The organism is Staphylococcus sp. NAM3COL9 (assembly GCF_001431205.1).
Classification (GTDB): Bacteria; Bacillota; Bacilli; order Staphylococcales; family Staphylococcaceae; genus Staphylococcus.
In genome coordinates this window covers 121752-142607 of record NZ_LGPC01000014.1, presented here as the reverse complement: position 1 = coordinate 142607, position 20856 = coordinate 121752, and the positions used below count along the sequence as shown (strand labels likewise).

Annotated in this window: 22 protein-coding genes and 1 pseudogene; 20 read left to right on the top strand and 3 right to left on the bottom strand. The window is 32.6% G+C overall.

The annotated features are described in order from the left end of the window. The first annotated feature begins 22 nt into the window (after positions 1-22). The 7 genes and pseudogenes from ACA31_RS07765 to ACA31_RS07735 all read left to right on the top strand — a co-directional run bounded on the left by ACA31_RS07765 (position 23) and on the right by ACA31_RS07735 (position 6971). Complete coding sequence (locus ACA31_RS07765; RefSeq protein WP_057512761.1) at positions 23-1042, top strand: hemolysin family protein; 1020 nt, start codon at positions 23-25, stop codon at positions 1040-1042. 60 nt (positions 1043-1102) lie between these two features. Further along, on the top strand, positions 1103-2170 hold the full coding sequence (locus ACA31_RS07760) for an NAD(P)H-dependent flavin oxidoreductase (protein WP_057512760.1): 1068 nt from the start codon (positions 1103-1105) through the stop codon (positions 2168-2170). A 214-nt stretch (positions 2171-2384) separates the two neighbouring features. Continuing rightward, the gene (locus ACA31_RS07755) at positions 2385-3233 is read left to right on the top strand and encodes a DUF72 domain-containing protein (protein WP_057512759.1); all 849 of its coding nucleotides are present in this window, start codon (positions 2385-2387) and stop codon (positions 3231-3233) included. 10 nt (positions 3234-3243) lie between these two features. Then, positions 3244-4068, top strand: a complete 825-nt coding sequence (locus ACA31_RS07750; RefSeq protein WP_057512758.1) for a sulfite exporter TauE/SafE family protein — start codon at positions 3244-3246, stop codon at positions 4066-4068. Positions 4069-4090: 22 nt separating this feature from the next. After that, complete coding sequence (locus ACA31_RS07745) at positions 4091-5410, top strand: bifunctional metallophosphatase/5'-nucleotidase (protein WP_057512757.1); 1320 nt, start codon at positions 4091-4093, stop codon at positions 5408-5410. Positions 5411-5482: 72 nt separating this feature from the next. Further along, positions 5483-6421, top strand: a pseudogene (gene lipA, locus ACA31_RS07740) (lipoyl synthase); the annotation flags it as partial. Positions 6422-6587: 166 nt separating this feature from the next. Continuing rightward, positions 6588-6971, top strand: coding sequence for a YutD family protein (locus ACA31_RS07735; protein ID WP_057512755.1), 384 nt, complete (start codon positions 6588-6590; stop codon positions 6969-6971). Positions 6972-7200: 229 nt separating this feature from the next. Here the strand turns inward: ACA31_RS07735 and ACA31_RS07730 are convergent, their stop codons facing one another. Then, a complete protein-coding gene (locus ACA31_RS07730; protein ID WP_057512754.1) occupies positions 7201-7467 on the bottom strand; it encodes a DUF3055 domain-containing protein in 267 nt (88 codons plus the stop codon). A gap of 149 nt (positions 7468-7616) precedes the next feature. On the opposite strand from ACA31_RS07730, the gene ACA31_RS07725 reads away from it, so the two are divergent. From ACA31_RS07725 to dltD, 8 genes are all read left to right on the top strand, one after another. Then, complete coding sequence (locus ACA31_RS07725) at positions 7617-8048, top strand: DUF86 domain-containing protein (RefSeq protein WP_057512753.1); 432 nt, start codon at positions 7617-7619, stop codon at positions 8046-8048. A gap of 6 nt (positions 8049-8054) precedes the next feature. After that, positions 8055-8834, top strand: a complete 780-nt coding sequence (locus ACA31_RS07720) for a TIGR01457 family HAD-type hydrolase (RefSeq protein ID WP_057512752.1) — start codon at positions 8055-8057, stop codon at positions 8832-8834. A gap of 10 nt (positions 8835-8844) precedes the next feature. Continuing rightward, a complete protein-coding gene (locus tag ACA31_RS07715) occupies positions 8845-9804 on the top strand; it encodes a 2-hydroxyacid dehydrogenase (RefSeq protein WP_057512751.1) in 960 nt (319 codons plus the stop codon). A 293-nt stretch (positions 9805-10097) separates the two neighbouring features. Further along, positions 10098-10244, top strand: coding sequence for a teichoic acid D-Ala incorporation-associated protein DltX (locus ACA31_RS07710; protein ID WP_057512750.1), 147 nt, complete (start codon positions 10098-10100; stop codon positions 10242-10244). Between the two features lie 14 nt (positions 10245-10258). Continuing rightward, entirely contained in the window at positions 10259-11719 is a 1461-nt protein-coding gene (dltA, locus tag ACA31_RS07705) for a D-alanine--poly(phosphoribitol) ligase subunit DltA (RefSeq protein ID WP_057512749.1), read from the top strand. Beyond that, complete coding sequence (gene dltB / locus ACA31_RS07700) at positions 11719-12933, top strand: D-alanyl-lipoteichoic acid biosynthesis protein DltB (protein ID WP_057512748.1); 1215 nt, start codon at positions 11719-11721, stop codon at positions 12931-12933. Before dltA ends, dltB begins: the two co-directional genes overlap by 1 nt. 18 nt (positions 12934-12951) lie before the next feature. Next, on the top strand, positions 12952-13188 hold the full coding sequence (dltC, locus tag ACA31_RS07695) for a D-alanine--poly(phosphoribitol) ligase subunit 2 (protein ID WP_057512747.1): 237 nt from the start codon (positions 12952-12954) through the stop codon (positions 13186-13188). Continuing rightward, complete coding sequence (gene dltD / locus ACA31_RS07690; RefSeq protein ID WP_057512746.1) at positions 13185-14330, top strand: D-alanyl-lipoteichoic acid biosynthesis protein DltD; 1146 nt, start codon at positions 13185-13187, stop codon at positions 14328-14330. Before dltC ends, dltD begins: the two co-directional genes overlap by 4 nt. Positions 14331-14749: 419 nt before the next feature. Here the strand turns inward: dltD and ACA31_RS07685 are convergent, their stop codons facing one another. Next, positions 14750-14992, bottom strand: coding sequence for a NifU family protein (locus tag ACA31_RS07685; RefSeq protein ID WP_002483816.1), 243 nt, complete (start codon positions 14990-14992; stop codon positions 14750-14752). A gap of 106 nt (positions 14993-15098) precedes the next feature. On the opposite strand from ACA31_RS07685, the gene ACA31_RS07680 reads away from it, so the two are divergent. Beyond that, positions 15099-15410 carry a YuzD family protein gene (locus ACA31_RS07680; RefSeq protein ID WP_057512745.1) on the top strand — a complete coding sequence of 104 codons (312 nt, stop codon included), beginning with the start codon at positions 15099-15101 and terminating at the stop codon, positions 15408-15410. A gap of 138 nt (positions 15411-15548) precedes the next feature. Here the strand turns inward: ACA31_RS07680 and ACA31_RS07675 are convergent, their stop codons facing one another. Further along, the gene (locus ACA31_RS07675; protein WP_057512744.1) at positions 15549-16613 is read right to left on the bottom strand and encodes an NAD(P)/FAD-dependent oxidoreductase; all 1065 of its coding nucleotides are present in this window, start codon (positions 16611-16613) and stop codon (positions 15549-15551) included. Between the two features lie 455 nt (positions 16614-17068). On the opposite strand from ACA31_RS07675, the gene ACA31_RS07670 reads away from it, so the two are divergent. The 4 genes from ACA31_RS07670 to ACA31_RS07655 all read left to right on the top strand — a co-directional run bounded on the left by ACA31_RS07670 (position 17069) and on the right by ACA31_RS07655 (position 20791). Beyond that, positions 17069-17305, top strand: coding sequence for a YuzB family protein (locus ACA31_RS07670; RefSeq protein WP_057512743.1), 237 nt, complete (start codon positions 17069-17071; stop codon positions 17303-17305). A gap of 12 nt (positions 17306-17317) precedes the next feature. Beyond that, the gene (locus ACA31_RS07665; RefSeq protein WP_057512742.1) at positions 17318-17677 is read left to right on the top strand and encodes a HesB/IscA family protein; all 360 of its coding nucleotides are present in this window, start codon (positions 17318-17320) and stop codon (positions 17675-17677) included. Between the two features lie 236 nt (positions 17678-17913). After that, positions 17914-19122 (top strand): NAD(P)/FAD-dependent oxidoreductase, encoded by a 1209-nt coding sequence (locus ACA31_RS07660; RefSeq protein WP_057512741.1) that lies wholly within the window; start codon positions 17914-17916, stop codon positions 19120-19122. Between the two features lie 190 nt (positions 19123-19312). Further along, positions 19313-20791 carry a M17 family metallopeptidase gene (locus tag ACA31_RS07655; RefSeq protein WP_057512740.1) on the top strand — a complete coding sequence of 493 codons (1479 nt, stop codon included), beginning with the start codon at positions 19313-19315 and terminating at the stop codon, positions 20789-20791. Positions 20792-20856 lie beyond the last annotated feature (65 nt).

Sequence of the window (20856 nt, the reverse complement as noted above, 5' to 3'; positions counted from 1 at the left end):
ATACTAAAGGAGTAATGCATATATGATTATAGCGATAATCATACTTTTGTTTGCTTCATTTTTCTTTTCAGGCAGTGAAACCGCATTGACGGCTGCCAATAGGATGAAGATGCAAACAGAAGCCGAAAAAGGCGATAAAAAGTCTAAAAAATTATCACAACTATTAGTTAAACCAAGTGAATTCATTACTACGATTCTTATTGGTAATAACATAGCAAATATTGTCTTACCAACATTAATAACAATTTTAGCTGTAGATTTAGGCGTGAGTGTTAGTATTGCAACGGCTGTGACAACAGTAACAATTATTGTTATTTCTGAAGTTATTCCTAAATCGATTGCCGCTACATATCCTGATAGAATTTCACGTTTAGTTTATACACCGATTTCATTCTTCATAGTTATGTTTAAACCAATAACGTTAATCTTAAATGGTATGACTGATGCAATAAATAAGTTTCTTTCTAAAGGAAATGAAGACCAGCAACGATTTTCAAAAGAGGAAATCAGACAGATGGTTTCGATTGCCGGTAGTGAAGGTGCATTTAATGAAATGGAACGTAACCGTATACAAGGTGTTATGGATTTTGAAAAATTAAAAATTAAAGATATTGATACGACGCCTCGAATAAATGTTACAGCATTTTCATCAGATGTATCCTATAAAGAAACTTATGACACAGTTGTTTCAAACCCATATACCCGCTATCCCGTGTACGATGAAGATATAGATAATGTTATTGGTATTTTCCATTCGAAATATTTATTAGCTTGGAGCCGTGAGACTGGTAACAATATTTTACAATATACGTCTGAGGCTTTATTTGTAAACGAGCACAATAAGGCTGAGTGGGTGTTAAGAAAAATGACTGTATTGCATAAACATTTGGCAATTGTATTAGATGAATACGGTGGCACAGATGCGATTGTATCTTATGAAGATCTTATTGAAGAAATGTTAGGTATGGAAATCGAAGATGAAATGGACGAAGAAGAAAATGAAAAAATCAAAGAACAAATGAAAATATACAACAAGAAATAACACACTTAATAACATTTTTATCTCATTTTACAGTTAAGTATTGAAAAGGGGGCGTGCTAAATGAAATTATCATCAAGGATGACTGGAATTTTAGGTATTAGATTTCCGATTTTGCAAGCAGGCATGGCAGGTAACACAACACCTGAATTAGTAGCATCTGTAAGTAATAGTGGAGGGTTAGGCAGTATCGGTGCAGGTTATTTCAAACCTGAAAGACTCGAACAAGAAATTACCTATGTACAGCAACTAACTGATTTACCTTATGCAGTTAATTTGTTTGTACCTAGTCAAAAATTATATATTCCAGATAAGGTAGAACATATGAATGCTTGGTTAAAACCTTACCGGCGTGCGTTTAACATTGAAGAACCAGTATTAAATATGGATGAAACGCATCAATTTAATCATGCAATTGATATTGTTATTGAAAAAGGCGTACCGGTGGTTTCCTTTACATTCGGCATACCTGATCAAACAACTATTGCAAAATTAAAAGAAAGGGATATAACCATTGTTGGTACCGCAACATCTGTAGATGAAGCGATTGCTAATGAAAGTGCAGGGGTAGATGCTATTATTGCACAAGGTAGTGAAGCAGGTGGTCATAGAGGTTCGTTTACTGTGGCTGGAAGTAATCAGACGCCATTAATTGGAACGATGTCACTTGTTCCTCAGATTGCTGATGCAATTGATATACCAATTATTGCGTCCGGCGGTATTATGGACGGTCGCGGGCTTGTGGCAAGTATAGTTTTAGGTGCAGAAGCAATTCAAATGGGAACTGCCTTTTTAACTACTGAAGAAAGTGGCGCATCATCACTATATAAAAATATGATACAACAAAGTAAAGAAACAGATACTGTGGTCACTAATGTATTTACTGGAAAGCCCGCTCGAGGTATTGATAATGATTTTATCCATAAAATGAATGAATATGACGATGATATACCGGATTATCCAATACAACACCAGTTAACGAGTGCGATTCGCAAAGCAGCAGCTCAAAAAGGTGAGGCACAGTGGACACATTTATGGAGCGGTCAAAGCCCACGACTTGCTCAAAATGTTTCTGCTACATTGTTAATCCAACGTATAATGAATGAAACAAAAACACTATTGAATAGTTGAATTATTGTATTATTAACATAGATGACTTACGTTAAACGATTGCTCGTATCCTTACATTATGAGCAATCGTTTTTCTATAATATTTGAATTAGTAAAATAGGCTAAGTGAACTCTGTATTTTATAGTAATCTTTTATTCTTTAAAGTTATAGCAAATTAAATTTAATCAAGTGAATACAATAAAACATATATGGTATCATTACATTGGTGATACTATGATAAATATTGGATTAACGGGTTGGGGAGATCATGATTCATTATATGAAGACCTGCAGCGAAAAACAGATAAACTAGTGACATATGCTAGTCATTTCCCGGTAGTAGAATTAGATGCTACTTATTATGCAATTCAACCTGAAAGAAATATACGAAAATGGATAAGAGAAACACCTGAGCGTTTTGAATTTATTGTAAAGATACATCAAGCATTAACTTTACATGCTGATTATCATGATTATGCAGAAACTAGACAAATCTTATTTAATCAATTTAAAACGATGTTACAACCATTAAAAGACGAAAATAAACTTGCTATGGTATTAGTACAATTTCCACCATGGTTTGATTGTACAGTTCAAAATATTACATATATACGCTATATTCGTGAGCAATTAAAAGCATTTCCTATGTGTGTAGAATTTCGTAATCAATCATGGTTTAATGACTCGTATAAAGAAGAAACATTAGCTTTTCTAACGCAGCAACAAATAATTCATGCCGTGTGTGATGAACCACAAGCAGGTCAAGGTTCGATTCCATTAGTTAATCGAATTACGCATGAAACTGCATTTGTTAGATATCATGGAAGAAACGTTCACGGCTGGACTAAAAAAGATATGACCGATGAAGCATGGAGAGATGTAAGGTATTTATACGATTACAATGACCAAGAGTTAACAAGTTTAATAAATAAAGTCAAAGTACTAGAACACAAAGCTAAAAACATTTATGTTGTTTTTAATAATAATTCAGGTGGCCATGCTGCTCAAAATGCAAAAACTTATCAAAAAATATTAGGTATTGATTATCAAGGGTTAGCACCGCAACAATTAAAATTATTCTAGGAGAGATTACATGTTAACAATTATATTACTGATTTTAATTGGTGGGTTATCAGCAATTTTAGGTTCTATTGTGGGCATTGGTGGCGGCATAATCATCGTGCCTACATTGATATATCTTGGGGTAGAAAATAACCTTTTACAAGGTATTACGCCTCAAATCGCTATAGGAACATCTTCCGTTATTTTAATAATGACGGGTTTAATTTCAACGTTAGATTATTTAAAAACAAAGCAAGTAGATGTGAAAAATGGATCAATATTTTTGTTTGGCTTGTTGCCTGGTTCTTTAGTTGGAGCTCTACTAAGTCGCTATTTGACGTTAGAATCCTTTAATTTATATTTCGGTATATTCCTAATCATTGTAGCTATCTTACTTATTATAAGAAATAAGATTAAACCATTTAAAATATTTGATAAACCCCAATATGAGCGCAGTTATGTCGACGGTACTGGTAAAAAATATCATTATAGTGTGCCGCCGCTAGTAGCATTTATTGCGACACTATTTATTGGTACTTTAACTGGATTATTCGGCATTGGTGGCGGTGCATTGATGACACCATTAATGCTTATTGTATTTAGGTTCCCGCCTCATGTGGCAGTTGGTACAAGTATGATGATGATATTTTTTACTAGTATAATGAGTTCGGCAGGACACATTGCACAAGGTAATGTCGCATGGTCGTATGCTATCGTTCTAATTATTGCGAGTTATTTTGGCGCTAAACTAGGCGTGAAAGTGAATCAATCTATAAAATCAGATACAGTGGTATTTTTATTACGTACATTTATGTTAATTATGGGTATATATTTAATAATAAAATCATTCCTATAAAGTAAGAGGAGGGAAAGTATAGATGAAACTAACGATTTATCATACAAATGATATACATAGTCATTTACATGAATATGCACGAATTTCAAAATATTTAGCTGAAGATAGACCGAAAGGAGCTCATCCCTCACTTTATTTAGATGTTGGGGACCATGTTGATTTATCAGCGCCAGTTACTGAGGCAACGATGGGTATAAAAAATGTTGAATTATTAAATAGAGCGCAGTGTGATATTGCCACGATAGGAAATAATGAAGGTATGACAATTTCACATGAAGCTTTAAATACACTTTATGATGATGCGAATTTCGAAGTGACATGTGCAAATGTTTTTGATGAGCAAGGTCAATTACCGAATCATATATCACCATCTTTAATTAAAGTTATAGATGGTGTACGCATTTTATTTATTGCAGCTACTGCACCATTCACACCTTTTTATAGAGCGCTTGATTGGATAGTAACGAATCCCTTAGAAGCAATTAAAGATGAAATTAGTGCTAATGAAGGTGAGTATGATTTATTAATTATCATGAGTCACGTTGGTGTTTTCTTCGATGAAAAATTATGCCAGGAAATCCCTGAAATCGACCTTATTTTAGGTAGTCATACCCATCATTATTTTGAAAATGGTGAAATCAATAATGGTGTATTAATGGCAGCAGCAGGAAAATACGGCAATTTTTTAGGCGAGGTTACGCTTGAAATTGAAAATAAACAAGTTGTTAAAAAAGAAGCTACGATATATCCGGTTGAAACTTTACCAGAAGTTGAAACAGATTTTGAAGCTGAAGGTAAAGCACTTTTAAGTGATCCTATTATTGATCGACCAATAGAGCTACCACGTAGAACAGATGTTATAACGCAAACGACGCATATGCTAGCTGAAAGTATATTTGAATTTACGAATGCTGACTGTACGATTATCAATGCCGGTTTAATCGTTAGAGGTGTCATTGCTGATGAAGTCACTGAATATGATATTCACCAGATGTTGCCTCATCCAATTAATGCAGTACGAATTAAACTAAGTGGTCAAGAACTGAAAAACGTTATAATAAAAAGTCAGAAACAAGAATATATTCATGAGCATGCACAGGGTTTAGGTTTTAGAGGTGATATATTTGGAGGATATATATTATATAATTTAGGGTTTATTGAATCTGAATCACGTTACTTTATTAATGGTGAAGAAATTGAGAATGAAGCGACTTACATCATAGGGACAGTTGATATGTACACATTTGGTCGTTACTTCCCAATGTTAAAAGATGCGTCCATAGATTACTTAATGCCTGAATTCTTAAGAGATATTTTTAAAGAAAAATTACTAGAATATTAAAAAGTAACATTATACGTTTAAATTTAATGGGAATTTCGTTATAATGAGGACAGATTTCAAACTCAGGAGGATTGTGCGGATATGGCTACTAAAAATGAAGAAATTTTACGTAAACCAGATTGGCTGAAAATAAAGCTAAACACTAACGAGAACTACACTGGTCTAAAGAAAATGATGCGTGAAAAGAATTTGCATACAGTTTGTGAAGAGGCAAAGTGCCCTAATATACATGAATGTTGGGGGGAACGTCGTACTGCTACATTTATGATCTTAGGCGCGGTTTGTACACGTGCTTGTCGTTTCTGTGCAGTTAAGACAGGATTGCCTAATGAGTTAGATTTAGATGAGCCAGAACGTGTGGCTGAATCTGTTGAATTAATGAACTTAAAACATGTTGTTATAACAGCAGTAGCACGCGATGATTTAAGAGATGCTGGTTCAAATGTTTATGCTGAGACGGTACGTAAAGTACGCGAACGTAATCCTTTTACTTCAATAGAAATCTTGCCATCAGATATGGGTGGAGATTTTGAAGCATTAGAAACATTAATGGCTTCAAAACCAGATATTTTAAACCACAATATCGAGACAGTCCGCCGATTAACGCCGACAGTTCGTGCAAGAGCAACGTATGACCGTACGTTAGAGTTCTTAAGACGCTCAAAAGAGTTACAACCCGATATTCCAACTAAATCAAGTTTAATGGTAGGTTTAGGTGAAACACACGAAGAAATTTATGAAACAATGGATGACTTACGTGCAAACGATGTAGATATTTTAACAATTGGTCAATATTTACAACCTTCACGTAAACACTTAAAAGTTGAAAAATACTATACGCCATTAGAATTTGGTAAATTAAGAAAAATTGCGATGGATAAAGGTTTTAAACATTGCCAAGCTGGTCCGCTTGTAAGAAGCTCATATCATGCGGATGAACAAGTGAACGCAGCTGCAAAAGAAAAACATCGTATTGGTGAAGAAAAATTGGGTACTGATACAAAGATTTAATAGTAAAAAAAGACTTAGTTCATTTGTTAAGTGTGCTTAATTTAGCTTCACTTTATGGACTAAGTCTTTATTAGAAATATAAAGTATATATACATAGATGAGGCAGACTGTAACAGTTTTGTGATCATTGAAGGTATGGATAGTATACTTAGATTAGGTGAATGAAATGATAAAAGTGAATGAACACTACTTTGAAATCATGGAAGAGTATAGAGAATGTTTTGACGAGGAAACATTCGCAAATCGTTATTCTGACATATTAGATAAGTATGATTATATTGTAGGTGACTTTGGTTATGAACAATTAAGATTAAAAGGTTTTTATACTGATAAAAATAAAAAAGCAGAGTTGAGCAAACGTTTTTCGACAATACAAGATTATTTATTAGAATACTGTAATTTTGGTTGCCCATATTTTATCTTGAGACGTATTCCGGAACAAGAACTTAAAGAATATGTAGATGAAACTGAAGAGATTGATCCTGATTTTGAAGAAAATAAATTGCAAGACGTAAAAATTAAGCCGAGTATTCAAGATACAGAAAAATAAATGTTGATTAATAAAAAGGGAGCAGAACATAAATCTTCCGATGTAAAAAAGAACTCATTCGCTAAAATTTACGGATGAGTTCTTTTTCTATTTTATAATATTTTGATTTTGGTTATGCATGCTCAGGAATATGGAGTGAGTATGTAGTCTTTGACTCGCTTTTTTCCTCAAGTGTCTCATATGAAAAGGTGATATAAAGATAACAATGAAGTTTGTTAATAGTCTATAACTATTGGATGATTTCATTTAGATATTCGGTGATTTCATTTCCTTCATCTTCATTAACACCAAGTATGTATGAGATGTAACCTTCTTCTTCTAAATCATCTGTGCCAATAATCCCGAATTTATTTGTTTGCATATTTAATACGATAGTTTTGCCAAAATGGCGATTGGTTTGGACTAACATTAAATCGTAACGACTATGTTCGCCTACAAAACCGACAAATTGGACTTGAGCTGATTCATCGTCGTCATATAGATACATATCAATCATTTTATTACACTCCTCGTAGTGTGTGACTTATAATATAATGCAGTAGTTGATTTATGATTTTGTGGTTAAAAAGTCTTAATTCACAGTATAACGATAAATGAATTCGACTGCAAAGGTATGGTATGATTAGAGTGATAGGGGTGACGATGATGTATTTTGTTAATAAAGAAAAATTGAATACAAAGTTAAATTATTTACAACAATTAATTACAGATTATCCTCAAAGTAAAGATAATCACTATGCATTTGAACGTATTGCACAAATGTTTATAGAGTCTGCTGTAGATATTGGAAATATGGTTATTGATGGTTTTATATTAAGAGATCCAGGTAACTATAAAGATGTTATCGATATTTTAGAATTAGAAAAAGTGATTTCTAAAGACACACAAGTTCACATCAATGAAACGGTCGATGTAAGAAAACAATTCGTCCACTATTATGATGAACTTGATACGGCCAGTCTTATACCACTTTTTGATGAGACGGTGCCTTATTATCAACAATTCATTGAAGAAGTCATACGTTTTCTAAAAAGTGAAGATGTGCCAGTTACAGCTTTTGGTAAAAAAGGAGAGTAAGTATTAATGAAAAATTACAAAGCTTATCTTATTGATTTAGATGGCACGATGTATAAAGGTAATGAAACTATTGATGGTGCAACGCAATTTATAGAATATTTAAACCAACAACAAATTCCACATTTATATGTAACGAACAATTCTACGAAAGAACCAGAAGAAGTAGCTACAAAATTACATACAATGGGTGTAGATGCAAAGGCTGACGAAGTAGTTACTTCAGCACTTGCAACTGCTGAATACATTTCAGAAGAATCTCCAGGTGCTACTGTTTATATGTTAGGTGGTAGCGGACTTGAAAAAGCACTAACAAGTCATGGATTAATACTGAAAGACGATGAGTTTGTTGATTACGTAGTAATTGGATTAGATGAAGCGGTAACATATGAAAAGTTAACTACTGCAACATTAGGTGTACGCAATGGTGCGAAATTTATATCAACGAATCAGGATGTATCTATACCTAAAGAACGAGGTTTTTTACCAGGTAACGGTGCTATTACAAGTGTTGTAACAGTATCCACAGGTGTTCAACCGACATTTATTGGTAAACCGGAACCTATTATTATGAAAAAGGCATTAGAAATTTTAGATTTAGAGCGCTCAGAAGTAGCTATGGTTGGAGATTTATATGATACAGATATACTTTCAGGAATTAATGTGAACGTTGACACGATACATGTACAAACTGGCGTCACAACTAAGGAACAAATCGTACTAAAAGAAATACCTCCGACTTATACGTTTAAAGATTTGAATGAAGTGATCAAAGAACTCAAAATGTAGGGGTGATTGTATGAATAAAATAGTCGTTAGTAGAAAAATACCTAAGTCATTTATAGAACAATTAGAAACACTTGCGGATGTTGAAGTTTGGAATGAATCTTATACACCAATGCCAAGAGATAAATTTTTAGCATCTTTAAAGGATGCAACTGCTTGTCTTATAACTTTAAGTGAAAAAATTGACGAAGAAGTTATAGAAGCAGCACCTCATTTGAAAGTGATTGCAAATATGGCAGTTGGTTTCGATAATATAGATGTACAACTTGTACAAAGTAAAGGGATAGTTGTTACGAATACGCCTGGCGTGTTAACTGAGACAACAGCAGAGCTAGGCTTTACTTTGATGTTGACCGTAGCAAGACGCATTGTTGAAGCGGAGCAATACGTACAAAGAGGTGAGTGGCAAAGTTGGGGTCCATATCTTTTGGCAGGTAAAGATTTATATAATGCCAAGGTAGGTATCTATGGCATGGGTGATATTGGTAAAGCCTTTGCGAGACGCTTGAAAGGATTTAATGCAAATATTTTGTATCACAATAGGTCAAGACATAAAGACGCTGAAGAAGCATTAGGCGCTTTATATGTACCGTTTGATACATTACTTGAGCATAGTGATTTTATTATTTGTACAGCGCCACTTACTGAAGATACAAGAAATAAATTTAATACTGCTGCATTTAAAAAGATGAAAAATGATGCGATATTCATTAACATTGGCCGAGGCGCAGTTGTTGATGAGCAAGCACTTGTTAATGCTTTACAAGATGGAGAAATTGCTGCATGTGGCTTGGATGTCTTACGTCAAGAACCGATTGATATGACGCATCCATTGTTATCAATGAAAAATGCAGTTATCTTACCACATATTGGTAGTGCATCTGTAGTAACGAGAAATCGCATGATTCAACTTTGTGTAGATAATATACGTTTAGTGTTAAGTCATAAAAATGCTAAAACACCGATTTCATAAAATTAAATCACATCTTTTTCAGAACTGCTAATAAAGTCAAAGACTTTATTAGCAGTTTTTTGTACTCAATTTTGAATTGATTATAAAAAATGAATGCCACTTTTTTTATGCGTAATTCAATATAACATTTTTGTTATATATAAAATTGTTTATTCAATTGTCAAGCTGTGGTAAAAAATGTATAATATATTAGTAAAATGTTAATGCAATGTAAATTTCTTTAACTAATAAATTTTTATTTATTACATAATTTTATTATAGTGTAGTCCTAATTAGTATAGAAGAGGTGAACAATGAGTAAAAAAATAGAACAAGATTCATTATTTCATAAGTTAAAACCTTGGCTAATAACGCTGCTATATTTTTCTATTTTTATAGCGTTATATCTCATATATGGTACTGGCGATACCCATAACAACTTTATTTATAATGAATTTTAACTGAGGAGAGAAGCATGAAAGATATTATACATTCACTAATTGAAAATGCCCAAAATCACCCTGATCATAAAGCAATTCAACATAATAATGAGAGCTTGACGTATCGAGAATTAAACCAATATTCAAATATACTTGCTGAGATTATTAAAGAATCCAGGCGACCGATCATTTTATATGGTCACATGTCTCCATTTATGATTGTGGGAATGTTAGCAAGTATTAAAGCAGGTTGTGGTTATGTTCCAATCGATACATCTATCCCTAAGGATCGTATTCAGTCCATTATTGAAAAAATAGAAGGTCAATTTATATTCAATACAACTGACAATAATATAAATATAAAGGAAATTGATGTGATAGATCAGAGTATGATGACAAGCGCATTAAACATGAAACAATTTGATTCTAAAATGGTAAGTGAAGATATTGCTTATACGATATTCACATCTGGCTCTACAGGTGACCCTAAAGGAGTTCAAATAAGCTATGGAAGCTTAAATCAATTCACTGAATGGATAGTTGACCTTAATGTATTGGGTCATAAGCAACAATGGTTGAATCAAGCGCCATTTTCATTTGATTTATCAGTAATGGCTATTTATCCATGTATAGCAACCGCAGGCACATTAAATTTAGTAGATAAAACGATGATTAATAAACCTAAACGATTAAATGAGATGCTGGAGCACTCCAAAATAAATATATGGGTTTCAACGCCATCCTTTATGGAGATGTGTTTAACGCTGCCTAATTTATCAGAGGCATCATATGCTAGTTTAAAAGAATTTTTCTTTTGTGGGGAAGTTTTGGCGCATAGCACTGCCCAAATGTTATTACAGCGTTTTCCAAATGCTTATATATACAATACATATGGTCCTACAGAAGCAACTGTAGCTGTTACAAGCATATTGATTACTGAATCAGTAATTGAACAATATAATCCTTTACCAGTAGGTGTGCCAAGACCAGGTACATCTTTATCACTGACAGATAAAGGCGAACTTGTTATTTCTGGAAAGTGTGTAAGCGAGGGATACGTGAAAGATAAGGATCGTTCTAATGAAGTTTTTAAAATAAATAATAATAAAAAATATTACTACACTGGTGACAAAGCAGAAATAAAAGATGAGCAGTGGTTTATTAATGGTCGCATAGATTTTCAAATTAAATTAAATGGTTACAGAATGGAATTAGAAGAAATAGAATTTCAATTACGTCAAATAGCGTGTATCAAGGAAGCTATAGTAGTGCCAATATATAAAGGCAATAAAGTCATATATTTGAATGCTGTAATTGTAGTAAATGAAGATGAACGTGTTGAAAATGAACAAGAAGCTATTCATGACATTAAATATGTATTAAAACAGCATATACCAGAATATATGATACCAAGGAAAATTATATTTCAAGATAAATTACCTTTAACAGTAAATGGTAAATTAGATCGTAAAAAAATTGCTGAGGATGTAATATAATGATTCCATATGGCACATTTACGTTTTTTTTCATAGCAACTATCGTATTAATACCAGTCATTATTCTTGGTCTTATGGGTAAAAGAAGTCGTATATATAATGGCGTGAGCACTGCGTTAATGATTTTACTTATTTTCTCATCTGAAAAACACAATTTATTTGGACAGGACTATTTAAGTGTTCAAGTTATGAATTTTTTGCTCTATACGATTTGGCAAGTCGTAATTATTATGTATTATTGGAAATCTCGAGCTAAAAATAATACATTTAGTAAATTTTTTATGGTAATTACATTATCTATATTACCGCTAATTATTGTGAAAGTGATGCAAAGTTCTTGGTTTGGAGCTGCGCAGTTGAAACTTCATGAAAATAAAGTTATAGAATTTATAGGATTTTTAGGTATTTCATATGTAACTTTTAAAAGTGTTCAATTATTGATGGAAATACGTGACGGGTCAATTAAAGAAATAAAAATTTGGAAAGTCATACAATTTATTTCATTCTTTCCAACCATTTCATCAGGACCAATCGATCGCTATAAACGATTTGTAAAAGATGATAATAAAATACCTAATCGTGAGCGTTATTGTGAACTATTAGGTAAAGCAATTCATTTTATAATGCTTGGATTTTTGTATAAATATATTATTGCTTACTTAATCCAAACATATGCAATCAATCCACTCATGTTAAATTTTACGAGCGTTACTGCAAAATGGTTGTATATGTATGCCTATAGTTTATATTTGTTTTTTGATTTTGCAGGTTATTCATTGTTTGCCATTGCATTTAGCCATTTGTATGGCATACAAACACCTCAAAACTTTAAGCAACCTTTTAAAGCTAAAAATATTAAAGATTTTTGGAATAGATGGCATATGTCATTATCGTTTTGGTTTAGAGATTGTATATATATGAGATCTTTATTCTTTATGTCAAAGACAAAATTATTGAAAAGTCAATTTACGATGTCGCATATTGCGTTTTCACTCAACTTTTTAATCATGGGTGTGTGGCATGGTATTGAATTTCATTATATTTTATATGGTTTGTATCATGCGGGACTCTTTATTAGCTATGGTTATTATGAAAAGTGGCGAAAAAATCACCCCCCACGATGGCAAAATCAATTTACCACAATGTTAAGTATCATTATCACATTTCATTTTGTGACGTTTGGTTTTCTGATATTTTCTGGAAAACTGTTTTAAAAAATAGGAGGAATTTTTATGGAATTTAGAGAACAAGTTTTAGATTTATTAGAAGAAGTAGCTGAAAATAGTATCGTTAAAGAAAATCCAGATGTTGAGTTATTTGAAGAAGGTATAATAGACTCATTTCAAACAGTGGGGCTTTTATTAGAAATACAAAACAAATTAGATATTGAGGTTTCAATCATGGATTTTGATAGAGACGAATGGGAAACACCAAATAAAATTGTAGCGGTTTTAGAAGAATTAAGATGAAATTAAAACCATTTATACCAATCATCGCAAGTCTTATATTGTTTGGAATTTTCTTAGCTCTACCAGTGAATTGGTTTACAGGATTAATTAATTCAAAAATTTTAGAAATACAACGTATATCCTTATCAGACCAAGTGTTAAAAGGAACGTTAATTCAAGATAAGATGTATGAATCTAATGCATATTATCCAATTTACGGTTCAAGTGAACTCGAGAAAGATGATCCTTTTAACCCAGTTATATTAATAAACGATAATAAAAACATTTCTAAAAAACCATTTTTAATTGGAACAGGGGGTTCAACAGATTTGGTTAACGCTGTAGAACTTGGTTCACAATATGATAATCTTAAAGATAAAAAAATGGCCTTTATTGTATCACCACAATGGTTTACTAATAATGGTTTGACCTCTGAAAATTATAAAGCACGTATTTCTCATGCACAGTTAAATCAACTGTTTAATCAAAAAAATTTAAGCTCTAAACTTAAACAACGTTTTGCTAAAAGGTTGTTACAATTTAAAGAAGCTGAAAATAAACCATATTTGGAAAAAATAGCGCAACAACCCAAAAATGTTAATGATACCTATATTTCATCTTTCAAAGATAATCAATTGAAAAAAATTGAATTAATAAAAGGTAGGTTTCCGTTAACTTCCTCTCCACTATCGCAAGTTAAACCTGTAACTCAAGAAGGCCAGTCATGGAAAGATATTGAAAAGCAGGCAGAAAAATATGGTGAAGCACGCACAAAGTCAAATGAGTTTGGTATTAGAGATGAATATTGGGATTTAATAAAAAACCATAAACGTAAAATAAATAGAGATTATGAGTTCAATATTAACTCACCAGAGTTTAATGATTTAGCATTGTTAGTAGATACACTAAATGAAGCTGGTGCTGACGTTGAATATATTATCTTGCCTTCTAATGGTAAGTGGTATGATTATATTGGTATTGATAAACATAGAAGACAAGGTATTTATAAAAAAATCAATCAAACAATTGTAAAACATGGTGGGGATGCTTATGATATGTCAGATAAAGACTATGAACCGTATGTTGTAAGTGATGCAGTACATATCGGCTGGAAAGGTTGGGTATATATAAGTGAAAGAATTAATCAACACTTACGAGAATGACTTAGCCTTTATTAATGATTCTCAGAATTATTTTTATATTGCAGAATAGTTGACTGAAGTGAAAATGTGTTTATATTAAGCTTTTAAAGCACTACTTCTTCATAATTGAAGAAGTAGTGCTTGTATTCTTTTTTCTAGTCTGAATTATTCCCTATACTTATTTTTATGATACATTCACTAGCAATAAACGGTGAAAAAGTCCGGAATATTGTATAATCAGTCAGAAAATTGATATTATGACGGAGAATGCATCTCTATCAAAGCACTTGTAATTTTAGTGAAACAAAAAAAGCTAAACGATGTTATTCGTTTAGCCTACCTATGCTTTGAAACTATTCGCATTGTAAAAGTGAAATAGTTAGTTAAAGTGCTCGAAAGAAACTTAATCTTTAGATGTTATCTATATATGAATATATCAATTAGAATACTTGTTCTACTTCGATTACTCCTGGTACTTCTTCATGCAAAGCACGTTCAATACCTGCTTTTAAAGTGATTGTTGAACTAGGGCATGTACCACAAGCGCCATGTAATTGTAGTTTAACAATTCCATCTTCTACATCAACAAGTGAACAGTCACCGCCATCACGTAGTAAGAAGGGACGCAGTTTTTCAATTACTTCTGCCACTTGATCAAACATTGTTACATTTTCGGTTGGCATGGAAATGCCTCCTTTCAAGTGAGTTATTTCATATTCTGCTTATCTTTTTATTATAATAGAAATGTAAGGAAAAATCTATCAATCGATACAAAAGGGGAATGTTAAAATGAATAAAGCTAGTGTAATCGTTTATGGTGCAGATATTGTTTGTGCAAGTTGTGTTAATGCGCCAACATCACGCAATACTTATGATTGGTTACAAACATTGTTAAAAAGGAAATATCCAGATGTTCAGTTTGAATTCACATACATTGATATTGAAAAAGATACTGAGAACTTAACAGATCATGACCAACAGTACATTGAACGCATTCAAGAAGATGAATTATTCTACCCATTAGTCACTATAAATGAAGAATATGTATCAGATGGTTATGTACAATTAAAAGATATAACGAAATTTATGGATTCACATTAAGTAAATTCTATTTAGTTTTTAAATTAATATTACGTTTTAAAATGTAAAAAGCGCTTGAGACATCTAATAATGATGTCTCAAGCGCTTTATTGTTCAAATTTACTTTTCATGATAGTAAATTTGAGGAAAGAGGACTATTTAACCGTTATGGTATTTATATAACCACAGTACGCCTGATTTTAAAATAGAAGCCAAGCGGCCAGTAACAGTTCGGTCCATTATATAAGCAAACCCTTTTTTATCTCCAAGTGAGCCTAGGAAACCTTGAACTTTAATTTCTGGCATTTTTTCTGGAAGTGCTTTGCCTTGCCATTGTAATTTCATTACATCAGCAATTTGATCACCTTGTGCTTCAGCGAGCTGTGCACTTGGTGCATGTGGTAATTCTGCACAGTCACCCACCACATAGACGTTTTTGTAGGTAGGCACTTGGTGATATTGATTTAAAATAACACGGCCACCTTTACTAATGTCGATTGGAAGGTTTCTTACTACTTCAACAGGTTGAATACCTGCAGTCCATACGATTAAATCTAATTCTTCAGGTACATCATTATTATAGATACGGCCTGGTTCTACACGATTAACATCAGAGTTTGGTACTACAGTTACGTCATTTTTCTTAAACCAATTTTCAATATATTGACTTAACTTTTCAGGAAAACGGCTTAGAACACGTTCGCCTCTGTCATAGAGATAGATTTTTAAATCTTCACGACTTTCACGTAATTCACTGGCTAATTCGATACCACTTAATCCAGCACCAACGATACCTACTTTGGCACCATTTGGTAATTCGCTTAAATGGTGGAAAGTCTCACGAGATTTAGATAGCGTTTGAATACTATGAGTATATTCTTCTGCACCTGGAACACTGTGATACTTATCTTCACAGCCTAAACCAATCACTAATTCATCATAATCTACTTTCGTATTGCCAACTGAAATAATTTGATCGTCTAAATCAATATCATTAATTTCACCAAAAACATTGTTGATGCGATCAGAATCGGGAAAATTCATACGAACATCTTTATCAGATTTAGTGCCAGCAGCCAACTCATAAAACTCTGGCTTTAAACAGTGGTAAGGCATACGGTCAATTAAAGTAACCGAATAGTTTTCAGGAAGTGCAGATGGTAAAATGTGGGACATGATACGCATATTTCCATAGCCGCCACCTAATAATACTAAGTTTTTCATTTATGATACCCCTCTAGTAAAAATTGTATTGAGGATTAAGATAAAACGAGATGTATTTTATCATTAATTCTTCAATGTAAGTTATTAAATATAATGTGGTTAAATCATATTTCGTCTTTCATGGATATACCAATTTTTTATAATCAGCTTACTTAGATATATTATAAGCCTTTTTGAATACTTCTACAAATAAAGGAGATACTTTATTATTTGTAATTACATTTAATTTGTAACGAAATTTGTTATCCTATCAGTTTAAATAACAAGGGCTTGTTTTGATATGAACGATTTGATAAACAAACGTGTTTAATTAAATTATTATATTTCTATAATCAGCTGTTTATTTTCGTTTGATAGTGCTTTTTAAACGTGTAGATATTATAAGCTAGTATGTAGTCAATTATGGGCAGTATTTGTTATAATTGTTTAACTGATAATTTATGAGAGGGTGTATTATGAATCCAATAATTGAGTTCTGCATTTCGAATTTAGCGAAAGGCGGGGACTACGTATATAATCAACTTGAAAATGACCCTGAAGTAGACGTATTAGAATATGGTTGCTTACAAAATTGCGGACTATGTTCAAGTGGGTTGTATGCACTAGTGAATGGTGATATCGTTGAAGGTGATTCGCCAGATGACTTATTACAAAAAATTTACGCACATATAGAAGAAACATGGATTTTTTAGGAGGTAATTATAATGGCAGTAGTTGAAATAACTGAAGCAGCAGCATTTGAAGTAAAAGACATGTTACAACAAAATGATATGGTAGATGGTTATTTAAAAATTAAAATAAATGGTGGTGGTTGTACAGGCCTTACTTATGGTATGTCAGCTGAAGCAGAACCAGGTGAAAACGATGAAGTTTTGGAGGTCCACGGTTTGAAAGTACTTGTAGAAAAATATGACAAACCTGTATTAGATGGTACCAGAATTGATTTCAAACAGTCACTCATGGGCGGCGGTTTCCAAATTGATAATCCAAACGCAGTTGCATCTTGCGGTTGTGGTAGTTCATTTAGAACAGCCAAAGTTGCGGGTTCTCCAGAAAATTGTTAATTTGATTTTTAAAATTTAAAGGCTATAGTTCGCATAATATCTAAGGTGAGCTATAGCCTTTTATAAGTTTATGTGAAATAATAAACAATATGGGCATTAGCGCTTGAAAATAAGCTATAAAAACTATAAAATTAGTATTGGGTAAAAAATGTCTTTTTTGTGAATTACTAATTAAAATATAGGGTATAGCAAAAGACTATAGCAACAAAAAAATTATGAAAGCTTAGGTGAATGAAATGGCTCAAGATCGTAAAAAAGTATTAGTTTTAGGTGCGGGTTATGCAGGTCTACAAACTATTACAAAATTACAAAAGCAAATTTCAGCAGATGAAGCTGAAGTTACATTAATTAATAAAAATGATTACCATTATGAAGCTACTTGGTTACATGAAGCTTCAGCAGGTACGATTAGCTATGAAGATTTACTATATCCAGTTGAAAGTGTAGTAAACAAAGATAAAGTTAACTTTGTTAAAGCTGAAGTTACAAAAATCGACCGTAATGCTAAAAAAGTAGAAACTGACGCTGGTATCTTTGATTACGATATCTTAGTTGTATCATTAGGTTTCGAAAGTGAAACATTTGGTATCAAAGGCATGAAAGATCATGCTTTCCAAATTGAGAGCGTTTTAACTGCTCGTAAATTATCTCGTCATATCGAAGACAAATTTGCTAATTATGCATCTTCTAAACAAAAAGATGACAAAGATTTAGCTATTATTGTTGGTGGCGCAGGATTTACTGGTGTGGAATTTTTAGGTGAATTAACTGACCGCATCCCTGAATTATGTAATAAATATGGTGTAGAACAAGGCAAAGTTAAAATTACTTGTGTCGAAGCTGCTCCAAAAATGTTACCAATGTTCTCTGATGAATTAGTTAACCATGCCGTAAGTTACTTAGAAGATAGAGGCGTAGAATTCAAAATTGGTACTCCAATCGTTGCAGCTAACGAAAAAGGTTTCGTAGTAAAAGTTAACGATGAAGAGCAACAATTAGAAGGTAATACAGTTGTATGGGCTGCTGGTGTTCGTGGTAGCAAATTAATGGAAGAATCATTTGAAGGCGTTAAACGTGGCCGCATCGTTACTAAACAAGATTTAACTATAGAAGGTTATGACGATGTCTTTGCAATTGGTGATGTTTCTGCATTTATACCAGCTGGTGAAGAACGTCCATTACCAACAACTGCACAAATTGCTATGCAACAAGGTGAACAAACTGCTAAAAACATTAAAAATATTTTAGAAGGTCAACCAACTCAAGAATTTGAATATGTTGATCGTGGTACTGTATGTTCATTAGGTTCAAATGATGGTGTAGGCGTTGTTTATGGTAAAGATATCCAAGGTAAAAAAGCTGCATTCATGAAAAAAGTTATCGATACACGTGCAGTTTACAAACTCGGCGGTGTCGGTTTAGCATTTAAAAAAGGTAAATTTTAATATATCAATTAAATAATACAGGCGCATGCACTATGTGATTCTGTACTTAAAAAGACCTGTCTAGTAAATAGATAGGTCTTTTTATTAAATAAAAAAGCGTCAAGTCATATAAACCGAGGTATCATTTTTAATAAAAATAAGTGGTAGACTATGACACATTTAAAATTTAATTAAAAAAGAGGGATGCGCAATGCAAGTAACAATGCAAAGCAATACTAATATTAACAATAAAACTTTAGTAGTAGGTGTGCCAGAACACTTGAATCAAATTAGTGAGTTAACTGTAGAAGGTGAAAATATAATTGAAAAATTAGAAGAACTAAAACGTAATCAAATTATTAATACAAACGTTGGAATAATTTCTAGTACACTGTTTTCATTAAATGATAAAAAATTAAAACTCATTACAGTTGGTTTAGGCAATTTAAAAACAACGAACTATAGTGGTTTCTTAAAAGTATTTGGCAACTTATTCCAATATTTAAAAAAAGACAGAATTACTCAAGCTTCGCTCTTATTTGATACATTTGGCTCTCAGGTAATCACGATAGATACGGTTGCAGAAATTTTAGGACAGCAAAGTGAACAAGCAACGTATCAATTTGATGGTTATAAAACGAATAAAATGCCACCTTATCAACTTGATTTAGATATACATACAGAAAGTTCAGCAGTGCAATCATTTGTTAATCAAGGATTAATTATTGGTTCATCGATTAATTTGGCGCGCGATTATAGTAATATACCACCTAATATATTAACACCAGGTTATTATGCTGAATGCATTCAAAATCATTTTATAGATACAGATGTTGTTGTTGATATCAAAGATAGCGATACGGTACAACGTGAAGGATTTGGATTGATACATGCCGTTGGTAAGGGTTCAAAGCATGGGCCTAGAGTAATCACACTTACATATAATGGAGGCAATGCAGATGCCGAACCTATCGCACTTGTAGGTAAAGGTATCACTTACGATTCTGGTGGCTATTCTATTAAACCAAAAATAGGCATGCAAACAATGAAGTATGATATGTGTGGTTCTGCAAATGTAATCGCAATGATTGAAGCAGCACGCCAATTAGAACTTAAAGTAAATATTGTAGGGGTTATTGCAGCCGCTGAAAATATGGTGAATGAAATAGCTATGAAACCTGACGATGTTTATACAGCATTAAGCGGTGAATCTGTTGAAGTATTAAATACGGATGCTGAAGGACGCTTAGTATTAGGGGATGCAGTATTTTATGCAAATCAATTTCAACCACAAGTCATTCTTGATTTTGCAACTTTAACTGGCGCAGCTGTAGCAGCGCTTGGTGAAGATAAAGCTGCAGTGTTTAAACATAACGCAGAACAGCAACTTGAGTCTATATTGGCTAAAGCACAATTAGTAGACGAATATGTTTTTGAATTACCAATGACTGCTACAGAGCAAAGTTTAATCCGTAAAAGTGAAGTCGCTGATTTAGTGAATCATACAAATGGTCACGGAAAAGCTTTGTTTGCCGCTACATTTATTAATCATTTTGCAGGTGAAACACCTCATTTACATTTTGACATTGCAGGGCCTGCAACAACTAATAACAACACACATAAAGGGCCAAAAGGACCGACAGGTTATTTAATTCCAACTATTGTTCAATGGTTGCGCACATTAAAGTAAATGAAATGTTAAAGTAATTTAAATGTTTTTGTTATTATTATGATGGAAAACTCATAAATCATTTT

What these genes read in the sequence shown, in the direction of transcription:
- dltB (WP_057512748.1), top strand. Translation starts at nt 11,719, where the DNA reads ATGATTCCATATGGCACATTTACGTTTTTTTTCATAGCAACTATCGTA.
- dltA (WP_057512749.1), top strand. Translation starts at nt 10,259, where the DNA reads ATGAAAGATATTATACATTCACTAATTGAAAATGCCCAAAATCACCCT.
- ACA31_RS07725 (WP_057512753.1), top strand. Translation starts at nt 7,617, where the DNA reads ATGTATTTTGTTAATAAAGAAAAATTGAATACAAAGTTAAATTATTTA.
- ACA31_RS07765 (WP_057512761.1), top strand. Translation starts at nt 23, where the DNA reads ATGATTATAGCGATAATCATACTTTTGTTTGCTTCATTTTTCTTTTCA.
- ACA31_RS07735 (WP_057512755.1), top strand. Translation starts at nt 6,588, where the DNA reads ATGATAAAAGTGAATGAACACTACTTTGAAATCATGGAAGAGTATAGA.
- ACA31_RS07760 (WP_057512760.1), top strand. Translation starts at nt 1,103, where the DNA reads ATGAAATTATCATCAAGGATGACTGGAATTTTAGGTATTAGATTTCCG.
- ACA31_RS07670 (WP_057512743.1), top strand. Translation starts at nt 17,069, where the DNA reads ATGAATCCAATAATTGAGTTCTGCATTTCGAATTTAGCGAAAGGCGGG.
- ACA31_RS07660 (WP_057512741.1), top strand. Translation starts at nt 17,914, where the DNA reads ATGGCTCAAGATCGTAAAAAAGTATTAGTTTTAGGTGCGGGTTATGCA.
- ACA31_RS07745 (WP_057512757.1), top strand. Translation starts at nt 4,091, where the DNA reads ATGAAACTAACGATTTATCATACAAATGATATACATAGTCATTTACAT.
- ACA31_RS07750 (WP_057512758.1), top strand. Translation starts at nt 3,244, where the DNA reads ATGTTAACAATTATATTACTGATTTTAATTGGTGGGTTATCAGCAATT.
- ACA31_RS07680 (WP_057512745.1), top strand. Translation starts at nt 15,099, where the DNA reads ATGAATAAAGCTAGTGTAATCGTTTATGGTGCAGATATTGTTTGTGCA.
- ACA31_RS07730 (WP_057512754.1), bottom strand. Translation starts at nt 7,467, where the DNA reads ATGATTGATATGTATCTATATGACGACGATGAATCAGCTCAAGTCCAA.
- dltC (WP_057512747.1), top strand. Translation starts at nt 12,952, where the DNA reads ATGGAATTTAGAGAACAAGTTTTAGATTTATTAGAAGAAGTAGCTGAA.
- ACA31_RS07720 (WP_057512752.1), top strand. Translation starts at nt 8,055, where the DNA reads ATGAAAAATTACAAAGCTTATCTTATTGATTTAGATGGCACGATGTAT.
- ACA31_RS07655 (WP_057512740.1), top strand. Translation starts at nt 19,313, where the DNA reads ATGCAAGTAACAATGCAAAGCAATACTAATATTAACAATAAAACTTTA.
- ACA31_RS07675 (WP_057512744.1), bottom strand. Translation starts at nt 16,613, where the DNA reads ATGAAAAACTTAGTATTATTAGGTGGCGGCTATGGAAATATGCGTATC.
- dltD (WP_057512746.1), top strand. Translation starts at nt 13,185, where the DNA reads ATGAAATTAAAACCATTTATACCAATCATCGCAAGTCTTATATTGTTT.
- ACA31_RS07755 (WP_057512759.1), top strand. Translation starts at nt 2,385, where the DNA reads ATGATAAATATTGGATTAACGGGTTGGGGAGATCATGATTCATTATAT.
- ACA31_RS07665 (WP_057512742.1), top strand. Translation starts at nt 17,318, where the DNA reads ATGGCAGTAGTTGAAATAACTGAAGCAGCAGCATTTGAAGTAAAAGAC.
- ACA31_RS07685 (WP_002483816.1), bottom strand. Translation starts at nt 14,992, where the DNA reads ATGCCAACCGAAAATGTAACAATGTTTGATCAAGTGGCAGAAGTAATT.
- ACA31_RS07710 (WP_057512750.1), top strand. Translation starts at nt 10,098, where the DNA reads ATGAGTAAAAAAATAGAACAAGATTCATTATTTCATAAGTTAAAACCT.
- ACA31_RS07715 (WP_057512751.1), top strand. Translation starts at nt 8,845, where the DNA reads ATGAATAAAATAGTCGTTAGTAGAAAAATACCTAAGTCATTTATAGAA.